The sequence below is a fragment of the Amazonocrinis nigriterrae CENA67 genome (genome assembly GCF_016056305.1).
Classification (GTDB): domain Bacteria; phylum Cyanobacteriota; class Cyanobacteriia; order Cyanobacteriales; family Nostocaceae; genus Amazonocrinis; species Amazonocrinis nigriterrae.
Genome location: NZ_JAECZC010000038.1, coordinates 35,355 through 52,617, shown reverse-complemented (window position 1 = coordinate 52,617; position 17,263 = coordinate 35,355). Strand labels below are relative to the sequence as shown.

16 protein-coding genes are annotated in these 17,263 nt (G+C 41.6%); 12 read left to right on the top strand and 4 right to left on the bottom strand.

Translation table 11 applies throughout. The features are described from left to right. The first annotated feature begins 143 nt into the window (after window positions 1-143). The 7 genes from carB to nblB all read left to right on the top strand — a co-directional run bounded on the left by carB (window position 144) and on the right by nblB (window position 8,109). The gene (gene carB, locus I8748_RS18990) at window positions 144-3,440 is read left to right on the top strand and encodes a carbamoyl-phosphate synthase large subunit (protein ID WP_198126126.1); all 3,297 of its coding nucleotides are present in this window, start codon (window positions 144-146) and stop codon (window positions 3,438-3,440) included. A 280-nt stretch (window positions 3,441-3,720) separates the two neighbouring features. Continuing rightward, window positions 3,721-3,864, top strand: a complete 144-nt coding sequence (locus I8748_RS34665) for a hypothetical protein (protein WP_214662654.1) — start codon at window positions 3,721-3,723, stop codon at window positions 3,862-3,864. A gap of 419 nt (window positions 3,865-4,283) precedes the next feature. Next, a complete protein-coding gene (locus tag I8748_RS18985) occupies window positions 4,284-5,240 on the top strand; it encodes an RNA polymerase sigma factor, RpoD/SigA family (RefSeq protein WP_198126125.1) in 957 nt (318 codons plus the stop codon). A 247-nt stretch (window positions 5,241-5,487) separates the two neighbouring features. After that, window positions 5,488-5,838 (top strand): DUF760 domain-containing protein, encoded by a 351-nt coding sequence (locus I8748_RS18980; protein WP_198126124.1) that lies wholly within the window; start codon window positions 5,488-5,490, stop codon window positions 5,836-5,838. Window positions 5,839-6,240: 402 nt separating this feature from the next. Next, the gene (gene mutT, locus I8748_RS18975; protein ID WP_198126123.1) at window positions 6,241-6,705 is read left to right on the top strand and encodes an 8-oxo-dGTP diphosphatase MutT; all 465 of its coding nucleotides are present in this window, start codon (window positions 6,241-6,243) and stop codon (window positions 6,703-6,705) included. A 180-nt stretch (window positions 6,706-6,885) separates the two neighbouring features. Beyond that, window positions 6,886-7,344 (top strand): CBS domain-containing protein, encoded by a 459-nt coding sequence (locus I8748_RS18970; RefSeq protein WP_198126122.1) that lies wholly within the window; start codon window positions 6,886-6,888, stop codon window positions 7,342-7,344. 99 nt (window positions 7,345-7,443) lie between these two features. After that, window positions 7,444-8,109 carry a phycobilisome degradation protein NblB gene (gene nblB / locus I8748_RS18965; RefSeq protein WP_198126121.1) on the top strand — a complete coding sequence of 222 codons (666 nt, stop codon included), beginning with the start codon at window positions 7,444-7,446 and terminating at the stop codon, window positions 8,107-8,109. 246 nt (window positions 8,110-8,355) lie between these two features. Here the strand turns inward: nblB and I8748_RS18960 are convergent, their stop codons facing one another. Further along, complete coding sequence (locus I8748_RS18960) at window positions 8,356-8,868, bottom strand: DUF456 domain-containing protein (RefSeq protein WP_198126120.1); 513 nt, start codon at window positions 8,866-8,868, stop codon at window positions 8,356-8,358. Window positions 8,869-9,158: 290 nt separating this feature from the next. On the opposite strand from I8748_RS18960, the gene I8748_RS18955 reads away from it, so the two are divergent. Further along, window positions 9,159-9,941: a class I SAM-dependent methyltransferase gene (locus I8748_RS18955; protein WP_198126119.1), complete on the top strand. Its 783-nt coding sequence runs from the start codon at window positions 9,159-9,161 to the stop codon at window positions 9,939-9,941. On the opposite strand, the gene I8748_RS18950 is transcribed toward I8748_RS18955, so the two are convergent. After that, window positions 9,917-10,570, bottom strand: a complete 654-nt coding sequence (locus I8748_RS18950) for a cofactor assembly of complex C subunit B (protein ID WP_198126118.1) — start codon at window positions 10,568-10,570, stop codon at window positions 9,917-9,919. The genes I8748_RS18955 and I8748_RS18950 overlap by 25 nt on opposite strands. A 108-nt stretch (window positions 10,571-10,678) precedes the next feature. Then, window positions 10,679-11,407 (bottom strand): response regulator transcription factor RpaB, encoded by a 729-nt coding sequence (rpaB, locus tag I8748_RS18945; protein ID WP_017742704.1) that lies wholly within the window; start codon window positions 11,405-11,407, stop codon window positions 10,679-10,681. Window positions 11,408-11,578: 171 nt separating this feature from the next. Between rpaB and radA the strand changes: the two genes are divergently transcribed. Both radA and I8748_RS18935 read left to right on the top strand, forming a co-directional pair. Beyond that, window positions 11,579-13,135 carry a DNA repair protein RadA gene (radA, locus tag I8748_RS18940; RefSeq protein WP_198126117.1) on the top strand — a complete coding sequence of 519 codons (1,557 nt, stop codon included), beginning with the start codon at window positions 11,579-11,581 and terminating at the stop codon, window positions 13,133-13,135. Between the two features lie 179 nt (window positions 13,136-13,314). Then, on the top strand, window positions 13,315-14,067 hold the full coding sequence (locus I8748_RS18935) for a Uma2 family endonuclease (protein ID WP_198126116.1): 753 nt from the start codon (window positions 13,315-13,317) through the stop codon (window positions 14,065-14,067). A gap of 755 nt (window positions 14,068-14,822) precedes the next feature. On the opposite strand, the gene I8748_RS18930 is transcribed toward I8748_RS18935, so the two are convergent. Then, window positions 14,823-15,107: a hypothetical protein gene (locus I8748_RS18930; RefSeq protein WP_198126115.1), complete on the bottom strand. Its 285-nt coding sequence runs from the start codon at window positions 15,105-15,107 to the stop codon at window positions 14,823-14,825. Between the two features lie 287 nt (window positions 15,108-15,394). Between I8748_RS18930 and I8748_RS18925 the strand changes: the two genes are divergently transcribed. Both I8748_RS18925 and I8748_RS18920 read left to right on the top strand, forming a co-directional pair. Continuing rightward, window positions 15,395-16,237: a Uma2 family endonuclease gene (locus I8748_RS18925; protein WP_198126114.1), complete on the top strand. Its 843-nt coding sequence runs from the start codon at window positions 15,395-15,397 to the stop codon at window positions 16,235-16,237. A gap of 117 nt (window positions 16,238-16,354) precedes the next feature. After that, entirely contained in the window at window positions 16,355-17,248 is an 894-nt protein-coding gene (locus tag I8748_RS18920) for an SDH family Clp fold serine proteinase (RefSeq protein ID WP_198126128.1), read from the top strand. Window positions 17,249-17,263: the final 15 nt, after the last annotated feature.

Below are 17,263 nucleotides of genomic sequence, written 5' to 3'. Positions count from 1 at the left end.
CCCCAGAGGGGGCCCCGAAGCCCCCCATCCCCCTGCCTTTTTCCGCAATCAAACTTGGAAAACTTGATAAGAAACAACATAACCAGGGGGAAAGAATCTTAAAATAATCAGGATTTGTATTCTCCTACCCCATCCCAAAGACTATGCCCCGCCGTCAAGACCTGCAAAAAATACTACTGTTAGGATCTGGCCCTATTGTCATCGGACAAGCCTGTGAATTTGACTACTCTGGTACCCAAGCCTGCAAAGCGCTGCGAGAAGAAGGGTATGAGGTGGTGTTGGTCAATTCTAATCCGGCGACAATTATGACCGACCCAGAAACGGCCGATCGCACTTATATTGAACCACTAACACCAGAATTAGTAGAAAAAGTCATCGCCAAAGAACGTCCTGATGCCTTACTCCCAACAATGGGAGGACAAACTGCCCTCAACATTGCCGTCGCCCTAGCAAAAAATGGTGTCTTAGAAAAGTACAATGTCGAATTAATTGGCGCCAAGTTACCAGCGATTGAGAAAGCTGAAGATAGAAAACTGTTTAACGAAGCCATGGCCAAGATTGGGGTAGACGTGTGTCCTAGTGGCACCGCCTCATCTTTAGAAGAAGCCAAAGCGATCGCTCGCCGCATTGGCACTTACCCCTTAATTATTCGCCCAGCCTTTACAATGGGTGGTACCGGCGGTGGTATTGCCTACAACCAAGAAGAATTTGAAGAAATGGCACAGGTAGGTATAGATGCCAGTCCTGTTTCCCAAATTCTCATCGACCAGTCCCTACTCGGCTGGAAAGAATACGAATTAGAAGTGATGCGCGACTTAGCAGATAACGTCGTGATTATCTGTTCGATCGAAAACCTTGACCCGATGGGCATCCACACCGGCGACTCCATTACCGTTGCTCCCGCCCAAACCCTTACCGATAAAGAATACCAACGATTGCGGGATATGGCGATTAAAATCATCCGGGAAATTGGTGTGGAAACTGGCGGTTCCAATATCCAGTTTGCCGTCAATCCCGTGACTGGGGATGTGATTGTCATTGAAATGAACCCCCGTGTTTCCCGGAGTTCCGCTTTGGCTTCTAAAGCCACGGGTTTTCCCATTGCCAAAATAGCCGCAAAGCTAGCGGTTGGTTACAAGTTGAATGAAATTAACAACGACATCACCAAGAAAACTCCCGCATCTTTTGAACCAACCATTGACTATGTAGTTACCAAAGTTCCCCGCTTCGCCTTTGAAAAATTCCCCGGTTCCGAACCAGTGCTGACAACACAAATGAAGTCAGTAGGGGAAGCAATGGCCATTGGGCGGACATTTAACGAATCTTTCCAAAAAGCGCTGCGTTCTCTGGAAACTGGTCGTGCTGGCTGGGGTTGCGACAAAGCAGAAAAACTACCCAGCGGTGAACAAATTCGCGCTTTGCTACGCACACCCAATCCCGATCGCATTTTCGCTGTACGTCATGCCTTGCAACAAGGAATCACTAGTGGGGAAATTTACGAACTTACTGGTATTGACCCTTGGTTCTTAGATAAACTGCAACATCTGCTAGAGGTGGAAAAATTCCTGAAGCGGACGCCCTTAAAACAGTTGACAAAAGAGCAACTTTATAGTGTTAAACGCGACGGATTTAGCGATCGCCAGATTGCTTATGCTACCAAAACCAGCGAAGATGAAGTCCGCGCTTATCGCAAACAGCTGGGTGTGATTCCAGTTTATAAAACCGTGGACACCTGCGCTGCTGAATTTGAAGCGTTTACTCCCTACTATTACTCTACCTACGAAGAAGAAACGGAGGTTTTGCCAACCACCAAACCGAAAGTGATGATTTTGGGTGGTGGGCCTAACCGCATAGGACAGGGAATTGAATTTGACTACTGTTGTTGTCACGCCTCCTATGCTTTAAAAGCAGCAGGCTTTGAGACAATTATGGTCAACTCCAACCCGGAGACAGTCTCCACAGACTACGATACTAGCGATCGCCTTTACTTTGAGCCATTGACCAAAGAAGATGTCCTCAACATCATCGAAGCTGAAAACCCTGTAGGCATAATTGTCCAGTTCGGCGGACAAACACCATTGAAGTTAGCTGTTCCCCTGCAAAAGTATTTGCAGGGATTGGAGACTGGTGAAAATTCCCAATCCCCAGTCCCTAATCCCCAATCCCCACTCCCTAAAATCTGGGGTACATCACCAGACTCTATCGACACAGCAGAAGATAGAGAGCGTTTTGAAAAAATTCTCAAACAGTTGAATATTGCCCAACCGCCCAATGGTACAGCCAGGAGTTACGAAGATGCGCTAATTGTAGCCAAACGTATTGGTTATCCAGTGGTGGTGCGTCCTAGCTATGTACTTGGGGGTCGGGCGATGGAAATCGTCTATTCTGATACGGAATTGGAACGCTACATGACTTTTGCAGTACAGGTAGAACCAGACCATCCGATTTTAATTGATAAGTTTTTGGAAAACGCCATTGAAGTGGATGTCGATGCGATCGCTGACCATACAGGAAGAGTAGTGATTGGCGGCATCATGGAACACATTGAACAAGCGGGAATTCACTCTGGAGATTCTGCTTGTGCATTACCATCCATTTCTCTACCACCAGCAGTACTGAATCAAATTCGCACCTGGACAGTGCAATTAGCACAGTCTCTCTCAGTTGTGGGGTTGATGAATATTCAGTTTGCCGTTGTTGGCGCTCAAAGTTATTCTCCCCAAGTTTACATTTTAGAAGCCAACCCCCGCGCCTCGCGGACAGTGCCCTTTGTTTCTAAAGCCACGGGTGTTCCCTTGGCGAAACTAGCATCCTTAATTATGTCGGGTAAAACTTTAGAGGAGTTAGGCTTTACCCAAGAAGTTATCCCATCCCATATTGCCGTTAAAGAAGCGGTATTACCGTTTAATAAATTCCCTGGAACTGATACGATATTAGGCCCAGAGATGCGCTCTACTGGTGAAGTCATGGGAATTGACAGCGATTTTGGACGCGCCTTTGCCAAAGCAGAGTTAGGTGCAGGAGAGCGTTTACCTTTAACAGGTACTGTCTTTGTGTCCATGAGCGATCGCGACAAAGCCGCCGCTGTTTCTGTAGTTAGAGAATTTATTGATCTGGGCTTTACTGTCATGGCTACATTTGGCACACGCCAAGTCCTCCAAGAACAGGGATTAGATATTGAGTTGGTGCTGAAACTCCATGAAGGACGCCCCCATGTCCTGGATGCCATCAAAAATCAGAAAATCCAACTGATCATCAATACGCCTTCTGGGGAAGAAGCCCACACTGATGCTAGACTAATCCGCCGCACAGCCTTGGCTTACAAAATTCCCATCATTACCACCATCGCCGGAGCAAAAGCCACTGTTGCTGCCATTCGTTCTTTACAAAATACTACTTTGGATGTAAAAGTCATCCAAGAGTACTGCGCCAACCGTTAGGAATGCTTTTAGGGCATGGGGCATGGGGAATTGGTTAAGAGTTAGGAGTTAAGAGTTAGGAGTGAAGAGTTACCTCCCTCATCCCCCTCATCTTCCCCTGCTCCCCTACTCCCCATCTCCCTTTCTCAATCTGCATTAAGCAGTATTTACAAGGAAAATTAAGCAATTATTATAAAAGAATATTTATGGTTTCCATTGAGATATTTTAACAAATATGAGTAAGTTATTTTTTTGTCCACAGAGATACATATAAGTGGAGTTCCAAAAAGTTTTGAAAGAAATGGCTATTTCAGCTCTTGCATCTGATGGCTATTACTATAGAAACAACCGTGCTAAGCCCAATCTCATCAGGCAATGTCATTGGGGGACTTACTTATTGAAGAAGGCAGGAGGTAAGCCAGTAGTAGATTGTGGTAAAACTTGATTGAAGATCCTCCCTATAGGTAGGAGCCTGAACCCCGAAAATTACAAATTACAAATTACGAATTACGAATTACGAATTAGATAAATCTCAGTGTATGAACTAAAACACCTTAAAAATTCAGGGTTATCCCATATTCCAATTTTTCTCATAAATGTTACAATTATTTATAATCATTAAATACAAAAAATCTCAGTCTCGCTACCATTTATCTAACTATAGATACTTGTGAAAGCAAAGAAATAACTGTAAGGTCTAGCAGTTAAGACCCTAATTTTGATTACTATGAGCAGGCGAGAATCTCGGCTGCGTAAATTCTAAGCCACATATTGTTTCCCAGTCTCACTGGTTAGCGCCCTTAAAGATCATCCACTAAGTAAATGACTCTACCTGAAAACCCATCATTACCAAAGAGTAGCGCCATGAAGACCGCTCCAACAGCCACAGACCTAGTGCGGACTTACCTGCGTGAGATTGGCCGTGTGCCACTGTTAACTCACGAGGAGGAAATTTTTTATGGCAAACAAGTGCAACGTTTAACGATGTTGTACGACATGAGGGAAGATCTCGCTACCCAGTTGGGTCGTCAACCGACTATAGAAGAGTGGGCAAAAGCAGCAAAGCTAGAAACAGCAGAGTTGAACACAGCGATCGCTCATGGTGAAATTGCCAAGCGTAAGATGGTAGAAGCCAACTTGCGATTGGTGGTATCCGTTGCCAAAAAGTATATTAAGCGCAACGTCGATTTACTCGACTTGATTCAAGAAGGCAGCATTGGTATGCAGCGCGGCGTAGAAAAGTTTGACCCCACTAAAGGTTACAGATTTTCTACCTATGCCTATTGGTGGATACGTCAGGCAATTACAAGAGCGATCGCAGAAAAAGCTCGTACCATCCGCCTACCAATACACATTACTGAAAAATTAAACAAAATCAAAAAAGCTCAGCGCCAATTATCTCAAAGATTGGGACGCGCTCCCACAGCTTCAGAACTAGCTCAAGAATTAGAATTAACTCCCAAGCAAGTACGAGAATATCTAGAAAAAGCACGTTTGCCCTTATCTTTAGACTTAAGGTTGGGGGATAACTACGACACCGAACTCGGAGAAATGTTAGAAGATCCAGGCGCTTCTCCAGAAGAGTTTGTTATGCAATCTTCCTTATCTAATGACTTAGAGCGCCTGATGGAAGAACTCACCCCCCAACAACGGGAAGTGATTACCTTGCGCTTTGGGTTAACCGACGGACAAGCCCTAACTCTTGCCAGAATCGGCGAAATCTTGAATATTAGCCGCGAACGAGTACGGCAAATTGAGCGGGAAGCCTTGACTAAACTTCGCAAGTCCAAAGCAAGTATGGATGAATATTTGGCGAGTTAGTCAGTAGTTAGTAGTCAGTGGTCAGTGGAAAAGAAACAATTGACAACTGACAACTGACAACTGACTAAATAAGGTGAGAAAATACGCTGCTTTTGGTACGGTTACACCGACTCCCATGTGAGAATTCGCCTGTTACATTATTTGACAGGAACAGTTAATACTTAGCCAAGTCAAATAAAACAAACAGGCGTTTATTATTCAAGTTACAAACATTAGTAGTTAGTAGTTGAAGTATAGGAGGCACGACGTGAATAACCCATCCAATCGAGTTTCAGAATTTTTCAATAGTGGGTCAAGCGAGTCTGAAACTGGGAATTTACTGTGGCAATATGTTAAATCTTTGAGTCCAGAGACAGTTACCCAGCTATCCAAGCCTAATTCTAGTGAAGTTTTTCAAGTGATGGAGCGCAACATTGTAGGTTTGTTAGGTAACTTACCCTCAGAACACTTTGGTGTTACTGTCACTACAAGCCGCGAAAGTCTTGGTCGGCTACTAGCTTCAGCAATGATTAGTGGTTACTTCTTGCGTAATGCTGAACAGAGAATGAACTTTGAATTAGCATTGCAAGGAACTGATACTAATAACGAAATTGACTAACAATCTGTAATTTTAGATACAAAATTCCATATTGTTAGATTTCTACCTCGTGCTAATCATGGGGAAGAAAATCAAAAATTAGTATTATGCTGAATTCTCATCACTCAACTTCCCTCTACTTCTTGAATTGGCAGCGTTGCGTTAGCAGTATTCATCTAGATTTACCTACAAGGATGCTAACGCCGCTTGATTCACTAAAACTATACTTAGAGTCCATTTAGAAAGTAAATCTTAATTTTATCGGGTGCGTTATAGCTAAGTGTAACTCACCATCTATTAGGGGTGTATTGCTAACAATAACTCGGCAGATATCTCAGCCAACTGCCGAGTTTTATTATTATTACTCAATAGTCAAAAATTATTAGCTATTAGTTCCTAATCATTATTTATATTTAATCAACTATGACACAAACCACGAATGAAATCAGTGCTTTGCCACCCCATAAAATTATTGGTGTTGCCGTAATTTGGAATGACCAAGGGCAAATTTTAATTGATCGCCGTCGTTTGGAAGGTGTCATGGGCGGTTTGTGGGAATTTCCTGGCGGTAAAATCGAGCCTGGTGAAACTGTCCAAGAGTGTATTCAAAGGGAAATTTATGAAGAACTCGGAATAGAGATTGAAGTTAGAGAGCATCTAATTACCATCGATCACACATACACTCACTTGCGTGTGACGCTGACGGTGCATCAATGTCGTTTAATTGCAGGTATTCCTCAACCCCTAGAATGTGATGAGGTTCGCTGGGTGAACTTAGATGAACTGGAACAGTTTGCTTTTCCTCAAGCAAATAGTCAAATTATTGAAGCCTTAAAGGATATGGGGGAGATGAGGGAGATGGGGAGAGATGGGGAGATGGGGAGATGAGGTAGATGGGGGGATGAGGTAGATGGAGAGATGGGGAGATGAGGGAGATGGGGAGAATAACTAATTACAACTGACAACTGACAACTGACTTCAAGTAACAATGTATTAACTCAATCAGGTTAAGAGCCGTAATTTTCTACAATAATCGCAGAGACTTTGATCGAAGGTGTCAGTAAGCAAATGCCTAAAACCGTTGCCGATATAATGACCCATAACCCTATTGTTGTCCGACCGGAAACTCCACTCAAGGAAGCCGTGCAAATCATTGCAGAACGACACATCAGTGGGCTACCTGTTGTGGATGATGCCGGGAAATTGGTTGGCATTATTTCGGAAACTGATTTAATGTGGCAAGAAACTGGTGTTACTCCTCCAGCCTATATCATGTTTCTTGATAGCGTCATTTATCTCCAAAACCCTGCCACTTACGAACGGGACTTACATAAGGTGTTGGGGCAAACTGTTGGCGAAGTGATGAGCAAAAAACCTATAACTATTTCCCCTGATAAAACTGTAAAAGAAGCAGCTCAACTGATGCACGATCGCAATGTCCACCGCTTACCTGTACTTGACAGCGCGGGTCAAGTAATTGGTATCCTCACTCGTGGTGACATTATTCGGGCAATGGCTGCTAGTTAGTCAGTTGTCAGTTGTTGTCATTGGTTGTCATTGGTTGTCACTAATGACTAATGACTATGTGGTTTTTTTGAAAATACTTTGAGAAAATAGGATTATTAGATGAGTATTACTCCTGAGTCTGTAAGGCAATTGCTAGGGTCTGAGGATTTGGGCGATCGCTTGCGTGCAGTGAATCAAATCCGCGAACTAGAACCTGCGATCGCTTTTGAACTGATTCAAATTGCTATTGCTGATGGCAATTCACGAGTTCGGTACTCAGCGGTGAGTCAGTTGAATACACTCGGTACACAAAATCTAGAGTTATCGTTGGAGATATTGCGCGATCGCTTGCTCCATGACAGTGAAGTTGATGTGCAAGCAGCAGCCGCAGACAGTTTAGGCGCTTTAAAGCTACACAGCGCTTTTGAAGATTTAGAGCAGGTTTACCATAAATCCCCTGAGTGGTTAGTACAATTCAGTATTATTGCTACATTAGGAGAGTTGGGCGACCCGCGAGCCTTTGAACTACTCAAAGAAGCACTTACCTCAGATAATGGATTAGTCCAAACAGCAGCCATTAGCGCTCTTGGTGAATTAGGAAATCCAGAAGCAGTTGCTTTATTATCTCCTTATGCCGCTGATCCAGATTGGCAAATCCGCTACAGAGTTGTGCAAGCCTTGACTAGTTTGGGTGGTGCAGAAGCTAAGGCGATTTTAGCAACATTGGTAGACGATGAGATTGAAGCGATCGCTACCGAAGCTCAAAAAGCATTGCAATCTGTTTAACTCTCAGCAATCCAAAATTAAAACATGATATAGAGACATTTTTCACCAGAGCAAATGTCTCTACAAATTTAATTGACCACAAACTACGGAGTTATCTTCACTCGATTGGAGCGATAGATTCTATTATTGAGTCTATCTTGCAAAGTAATATACAGTGAAATTTTCAGACACTGTTGATTTATCACCAATGGCTAGAAAAATTACGTTCAACTAGTATTAAAATTTTTGAAAAAATACATTAACTTTTTAATAGACTTGTGGCCAAGTTGTAACTATAAAAACTGTGACTGCACCAATTGCTAATACTCCCTGAATTAAATTCCCAATTAAGGTGCCTACTACAATTCCTACGCCAGCTTTAACTGCTAGCCAGAATTGACGACGGTAAATATATTCACCAATAATTGCTCCCAACAAAGGCCCAAATAAAATTCCTAGTAGCGGCCCTCCAAAAGGTAAAGTTGGCAGTAATCCAAAAAATCCTAATAATAAACCGACAATTGCACCAATTTGTCCCCACTTGCTAGCACCTGCTTGTTTTGCACCTAAGTAGCCAGCTAAAAAATCAACCCCCACACTCAGTAGCAAGACAATAACTGTAACGATAAGTGGTATTTTGATAGCTGCAAAAGAACTACTAACAATTCCCCAAATAATAATTGCAATTAAAATTAAACTACTACCAGGAATGGCAGGAACCACAGCACCAATGATACCTACAACCATTAGTGCAACTAATAGCCAATAAATAATTTGCATAACATTTACACTCATCTGCGAATTAGAAAGACTTCTGAGGCTTGGATTTTAGCGAATATGGCAGGATTGCGTTTGCCTAAAGAATAGAAATTTGAGGCAAAATCTTCAGAATCTTAACTCCAAATAAGTTACGATTACAAATTAACCAACACTTAATTATTTTTTTTATTCAAAGTTTATAATAATTTATATTTTAATATTCATTATTAATAAATATTAAAAAATCTTGTTTTTCAATGAAATTAAAATTACTTCTTTAGTAAGACATCTTACTGAGTAAAAAATAGTTTATGTCTCAAGCAGAGCAATCAGCAACAAATTTAGCAAGTGATAACTGGAACAATAATCTTTCAAAACACCAAGAAAAACTCCTGAAAGATTTTGTCAAAGTTGCTAGAGGAATTACTCCTTTTACATCGAATATATTTCTAGAAATAGGAGTTGTTGTTCAAAGGGCACTTTCTAGAAAGTTAACAAATTTAATCCAACTTTCTGGATACAACAAAAGGAAAATAGCTTCCTATGGAGATAGAAAAATCATTCTAAACATCGGTTGTGCCAATGTTTACAAAGATACATTAATTAATGCAGATCTATTTTTTTCAGGAGGAGAAGTATTAGAAAAAATTCGTGGTAGAAAAGGATGGGATATCGACCTATTCGTTAATATAGATTCCTACGATCAAAATTTGTTTGAGTGCGCTGATGGTATAGTTCTATCTCATGTTTTAGAACATATTTATCCTAACTTAGCGCTGAAAGTCTTAGCTAATTGTTTTAATTATCTCAAGCCTGGTAGATGTATACGTACTAGTGTACCTCACTTAGAAGCCTTTAACCGCAGTGACTTTCCAATTTATATGGGAATCGAAAATCGGAATTTAGCAAGAAATTATATGATCTACGGTTTCCATCATAAATTCATGTACGATGCTGAAATATTGGCTACCCTGATGAAAAAGGTTGGATTCAGCGAAGTACAACAAGTTTTCTATGGGCAAGGTTTACTAAATGAAACCGATGAACCCTCACATCAATTTGAATCTATTTATTTGACTGGTGTCAAACCCTGAAGAGTCACTGCTAATTTATCAGCAATTCCTGCAATCCAATTTTCATCTTGTTTAGTGTAACTCCGAGGTGCATTTGCTCCCAAAATCAAAGCACCCTGGTTACCAATTGGTTGACAAATGACACCTTGAGTGTTCTCTGGCAAGTAATCAAATTCAATGCGTCCTGGGTAGACTTTTAAAGCAACTAAATAAATTGGCTTTTGTTTTTCTAATACCTGTTTCAAAATGGGGCCTGGTACTACCTCAGATTTAGGGCCCAGAATACCGCGACGTAACAAAATTTTACCTTGATAGAAAACTACAAGCGATCGCGTCACTGTATTAGTCAATAATAAGTGCGATGCCCAGGCTAGCTCTGTTTTCACGGCTTCTGGTAAATCTGGTGCTAAGATAAAACCTTCTTCTCCAATTAGTTCTACAGCATCAGGCCATCGCGGCTGTACTTGCTGCCAAATTAAACCTGTTAAAATCAACACCGCACTCAAAATTACACCCAGAACATCTCCACGCGATTGGGACTCTGTTAATTCTGGTGTCAACAAACGATTAATCAGCAAAAGTACAGCGCCTAAAGAACCCACAACAATGGGTAGACGCCGTAAAACTCGATTGGGGTCAGGTTTGGTCATTTGTCAGTTGTCAGTGGTCAGTTGTCATTTGTTATTCTCTCCCTCATCTCCCTCATCTCCCCATCTCCCCATCTCCCCATCTCCCCTGCTCCCCTGCTCCCCTGCTTCTTACTCCTCCCCTGGTTCAATGATCCGCTGGAAAAGATAACCAGTACCTCGCGCGGTGAGAATCAATTCTGGGTTGCTGGGGTCATCTTCTAATTTTGCTCGTAATCGGGAGATATGCACATCTACCACACGAGTATCTACATGACGTTCTGGTGTGTAACCCCATACCTCCTGTAAAATTTCTGAACGAGAAAAAGCTTCTCCAGAGCGACTTACCAGTAACTCTAAGAGGCTAAATTCCATTCCTGTTAATCGAATCCGCTCATCGCCTTTGTAAACTTGGCGCTTGTTCGTATCAATTTTGATATTTCCTACATGTATGACTCCTGAACTAGGAATACCAGAAGCGCCAGTTTTATCTACTCGTCGCAATACTGAGCGAATGCGAGCTTCTAATTCCTTAGGGGAAAATGGTTTAACTACATAGTCGTCAGCGCCCAATTCCAACCCAGTGATGCGATCAGCAACGTCCCCCAAGGCTGTTAGCATAATGATAGGGACATCTGATTCCTTACGTAATTCTTGACAAACTCCGTAGCCATCTAGCTTTGGCATCATTACATCCAAAACTACCAGGTCAGGATCAGCTTTGCGAAAAGTTTCCAAAGCTTCTTCACCATCGCCAGCCGTCACTACATCGTAGCCAATCATGGAAAGGCGCGTTTCCAAAATCCGGCGAATGCTGGCTTCGTCGTCTACCACCAGGATTTTTTCTTTATGACTTTCCAAGTTTCTCAACGCTCCTTAACTAAAAATTTTCATGATTAATTTTTAATACCATAATATTAAGATATCATTCCAGAAATTGATTGGGAAAAAGCTCCAATTATTACTATTCATGGATTTTAGTTTTGACCAAAAAATTAAGGAAACATTAAGATTAATTAATAAGTTTTAAGAATGGCAAAACCTAAAACCTTTTACGTTTGTAACGAATGTGGGGCAGAATCTTCCCAGTGGTTTGGTAAGTGTCCCAATTGTGATACTTACGATTCTTTAGTAGAGCAAACTACCAGCCCTTATTTAGCAGATATACCCAGTCGTGGGGGAGTAGGTAATTGGCACGCTACTCAGAATAATGGTAAGTCTACCGCTAAACCAGCAAAACCAGCGAAACCACGCGCATCTTTGACATTTGAACAAATTAGCGATCGCCAAGTCATGCGCTGGGAATCCGGTTATGGAGAACTAGATCGGGTGCTTGGTGGTGGGGTTGTCCCTGGTTCTATGGTGTTAATAGGTGGTGACCCTGGTATCGGTAAATCTACTTTACTACTCCAAGTATCCAGTCAACTAGCGCAAAGATATCGCATCCTCTACGTTTCTGGAGAAGAATCAGGACAACAGGTCAAGTTAAGAGCTTCTCGTTTGGGAGTATCAAAACCCTTAGAAATACTTAGTGATGAGAAGGGCAAAGTAACAGTAGAAACCATTGATGAAAATGGCACAGCAGTAGAAACTTCCGAATCAGAAGAACATATAGACGCAGATTTATATGTATTACCGGAAACTGATTTGGAGGAGATTTTAAAAGAGATAGATTCTCTAAGACCCAATTTAGCGGTGATTGATAGTATTCAAACTGTGTTCTTTCCAGCACTCACATCCGCGCCTGGTTCCGTAGCACAAGTGAGAGAATGTACAGCGGCGTTGATGAAAGTGGCAAAGCACGAAGACATCACAATGTTAATTGTGGGACACGTCACCAAAGAAGGAGCGATCGCTGGGCCGAAAGTTTTAGAACACTTAGTGGATACAGTACTGTATTTTGAAGGCGATCGCTTTGCTTCTCATCGATTATTACGAACTGTAAAAAATCGCTTTGGGGCAACTCATGAAATTGGCATCTTTGAAATGGTGCAAAATGGGTTGCGAGAAGTTCCTAACCCTAGTGAGTTATTCTTAGGTAATCGTGATGATCCTGCACCTGGTACTGCCATTGTAGTTGCTTGCGAAGGCACTCGCCCCATTGTCGTCGAGTTGCAAGCCCTAGTCAGTCCCACCAGCTACCCCTCACCCCGTCGTGCTGGCACTGGTATAGATTACAACCGCCTAGTGCAAATTCTCGCAGTCTTAGAAAAACGAGTGGGGATACCCATGTCAAAATTAGATTCTTACGTAGCTTCCGCTGGCGGGTTGAATGTGGAAGAACCAGCAGTAGATTTAGGAATAGCGATCGCGATCGTTGCTAGTTTCCGCGATCGCATAGTCGATCCAAGTACCGTATTAATTGGTGAAGTTGGCTTAGGCGGACAAGTGCGTTCAGTTTCCCAGATGGAACTGCGGTTAAAAGAAGCAGCTAAATTGGGGTTTAAAAGAGCGATCGTTCCTAAAGGGCAAAAATTCCCCGATTTTGGCATCGAGATTTTACCAGTATCCAAGGTAATAGATGCAATTATCGCCGCTATTCCCCATCAAGAATTGACAGCCGAAGATTTAGAACTTGACGACGAATAAACTGGCGTTGCTGAATCTGAGTATGAATTGAGATTTTTCGATAGACTTAACAACGATTCTTTGCGTCTTTGCGCCTTTGCGTGAGGCTCATTCATACTTTAAATCAGCAACTCCAATAAACTTCACCCTTAACCCGTCTCCTAGAAAGAGAGGCGCTGAAAAAAGTAAGGAAAAAAGCCATGACAGCCATTGTCACTCAGGACTACAAAATCACTTGGGAAAAATTGCCCGATGATTATAAACTACCAGATGACCCAGTGGACAATATCAACCAACCAGCCTTAGCAGCTGCACTCACAGAAAGTCTACAATTAGCCGGAAAAATTCCAGCTAACGCTTTAACAACAACCAATTACGGTATTTGTGCCACCCTAAACAATAGAATCGTCATTAAAGCCCCTGATTGGGCTTTTATTCCTAAAATTAATGTTAGTAGAGAAGAAGTAATACGCAGTTACACTCCTCAACTAGAAGGTGATATTCCCTTAATTGTGATGGAATTTATTTCTGATACACAGGAGACAGAGTATTCTATCAAAGCGACATATCCGCCTGGCAAATGGTTTTTTTACGAACGTATCCTTAAAGTGCCAAACTACGTCATATTTGAACCAGATAGTGGCAGTATCGAAATGTATTGTTTAGATAAAAACGAACAGTACATTTTGCAAGCACCAGATGAAAATCAACGCTACTGGATAGGAGAGATGAATCTTTACTTGGGTGTATGGCAAGGTACTCGTGAAAACCGCACAGGAAAATGGTTACGGTGGTGGAATGAACAAGGAAACCTCCTACCTTGGGGTGGAGAATTGGCTGAACAAGAACGACAACGTGCTGAACAAGAAAAACAACGTGCTGAACAGGAAAAACAACGTGCTGAAAGACTAGCAGCACAATTGCGGGCGGCGGGAATTGAACCTGAAGATTAAACTTTTTGTAAAAATCTTTGTAACACATGGTTTGACTGTAGGGGCGTACAGCTGTACGCCCCTACTTAATTTTGGAGAATTGGTATTAAATCTTGCATCATTTGCAAAAACTGCTTTTTATTTAGACAGTCAAAAGTCAAGAGTCCAGATTAAGCTTGAATTTTGATTTTTGAATTTTTTTCAAACTGGTATAAAAGCCCAAAATTGTGGGTAATTCTGTTAACTAATGTTGCTCATGTTACTCCAGCCAAGCATAATTTATTGCCGTTAAAACTTAAGAATTTTTATTAAAAATTTTTGCTTTTATGCTTGACAAGTATAAAATTATACTTTTATATTAAAGTATGATAAAGGCGATCGCCCAATCCCGCAAAGATGATGCGATCGCCCTTATCTAACATCCACAATCGGAGTACGACTACCATCATGACACAATTAGAAAATTCCGCCCAGTCAAAGTTAGAACAATTCTTAGGCGAAGATTCAAATACACCAAGCCTCAATCAATCAACTGAAAAACTATTTCCTAAGAGAGAACCTGTTAAGCATTTATGAATTGGCTCTGAGAAAGGCGTTACCAGGACAATTCATAAATTACAGGTCTTTGGCTACGCCAGTGTAGGGGATTGGAGTCCACTGATACCGACGGGTAACCAAGGTGAGGTAATGAGTGTTTTAATCCGGCAAATTCTGATGCAATAAACTACATGTAGAGACGTTGCATTGCAACGTCTCTACAAAGCATTTTTGCAATACTAGTTTTTCTCTAATCTCTGTTCCCAAGTCTCTGTTTCCTGGGAATTTTGCACCTCATTAGCAATCATCCCATTCATGTAGGTAACAATTACGATTAATTCCCCAATTGCTTCCATTTCAGCGGCTTCTTCTGGTGTCAGAGAATCAGCTGTTTTTTTATCAACAAGTTCTTGCATCCTAGCTTGCAATTCGTCTGTAAATTTAAACAGATTCACACTATTGACATTTTCAATTTGAATACCCTTCTCTAGCCACAATGAGGGTTTAACTAGTATTGGTGTCATAGGTTCCTGGTGATTGAATATACTAATTATTCTATACTCATCATAATTGCCTCAAATCTCCCTTGCCAAACGCTCTATCTCAATTTTCGAGCTTCTCATCATCGGCATGTCCGAGTAGTGCAATATTACGAGTTTTGCGTCTTCTAAAATATATAATAAAAATTTATCAACTTCTTCTAGGTAACTCAGAATTTGTTAGACTTTCAGGTAACCCAAAGATAGGGTAAGCAATATCATAAGTCTGACTATATATTTGAAATTTAGCTGAAATATTAAGTATTTCAATTATGACTTTCTCTCCTAATTATATTTCTCAATTTGACCCACCGCTTCCTCCTTGGGAAACACTGCCAACAATGTATGATTTACCCAGTGACAACCCAGAGGAACCAGGTTTGCCAGACGATTTTCACTTTTTACAGCCCTTACTTTTATATTTAACATTTCAGCCAACTAACTGGAATCCTGAATTAGTTTACAGTGCTGCTGACCTCAATCTTTACTACACTATCGAGCATCCTTTATGGTACAAACGCCCAGATTGGTTTGGTGTAGTAGGAGTACAAAAACTATACAAAGGGCAAGATTTACGTTTAAGTTATGTAACTTGGCAAGAACCAGCAAATCCTTTTGTGATTGTTGAATTATTATCTCCAGGAACCGAAGATGAAGACTTAGGTATTAAAAAAAGTCAAGAAGACAAACCTCCTAGTAAGTGGGAAGTTTATGAACAAATTCTCAGGATTCCCTACTATATAGTTTTTAGTCGCTACACTAATGAACTTCAAGCATTTCATTTAGTAGGCGGTCATTATGAACCGATGAATTTGACCCAAGGGCGGATACTAATGCCAGAGTTAGGTTTAAGTTTAGGATTGTGGCAAGGAGAATTTAGAGATATTAACAGATTGTGGTTACGGTGGTTCACCTTAGAAGGAGAAATAATTCCCGCGCCCACAGAGGAAGCCGTTGCTGCTAGTGAAAGAGCTATGATTGCAGAACAGGAGGCTAGAGAAGCTAAACAAGAAGCTAGAGATGCTAAACAAGAAACTGAACAAGCAAAAAGAAAAGCCGAACAGTTAGCTGAACGTTTGCGTCAGCTAGGGGTAAATCCTGATGAAATTGCTTAATTATTGCGACTTGAGGTATCTTGTCTCTACTTGCTAATAGACCTTCAGATAGACCTGCGATCGCTCATAACTTGTCACAATAATGGCGACAACCGTTATTTTCACAACATCAATTTTATGGGCTTTGGTATTGGTGATCTATTCTGGATTTTCCTTCTCCTCTCTTCGCTGCAACCGATTTGGCAAAAACGTCAAATAGAATATCGACGCTTACGTGCCCTACAGGAATTCCAGCAGGAACGCAAAAGTCGAGTAATTTTGCTGATTCATCGTCAAGAGTCCATCAGCTTACTAGGAATACCTTTATCGCGCTACATCACCATCGAAGATTCAGAACAGATATTGCGGGCTATTCGCCTCACCCCCTCAGATATCCCAATAGACTTAATTTTACACACTCCTGGTGGTTTGGTTTTAGCTACTGAACAAATCGCTAGAGCATTAATTCGTCACCAGTCAAAAGTGACTGTGTTTATACCCCACTATGCTATGAGTGGCGGTACGATGCTAGCCCTCGCCGCTGATGAAATTATTATGGATGCCAACGCGGTCTTAGGGCCAGTTGACCCACAACTGGGTAACTTACCCGCAGCGAGTATTCTGAAAGTGGTCAAAGATAAACCCATCAGTGATATCGATGACCAAACTTTAATTATGGCAGACCAAGCAGTCAAAGCTATTCAGCAGGTACAACGCTTTGTGCGGACTCTGCTTAAAGATAATATACCCAAACAAAAAGTTCTGCCTGAAAATATCGAACCGATTATCGAAGCTTTGACAACCGGACGTGTTACCCACGACTATCCTATTACAGTAGAAGAAGCAACAGAAATGGGGCTGCCCGTAAATGTTGGACTGCCCCATTCTATTTATGAACTCATGGACTTGTATCCACAACCACAAGGCGGACGACCAACTGTACAGTACATTCCCATGCCTTATGATGACCGCCGCCCAATTCTGCCTACCCCCAAGGGCAGACCTTTAGAAGAACCAAATCAGAGAATTTGAGGTTTGGGCGTCAGA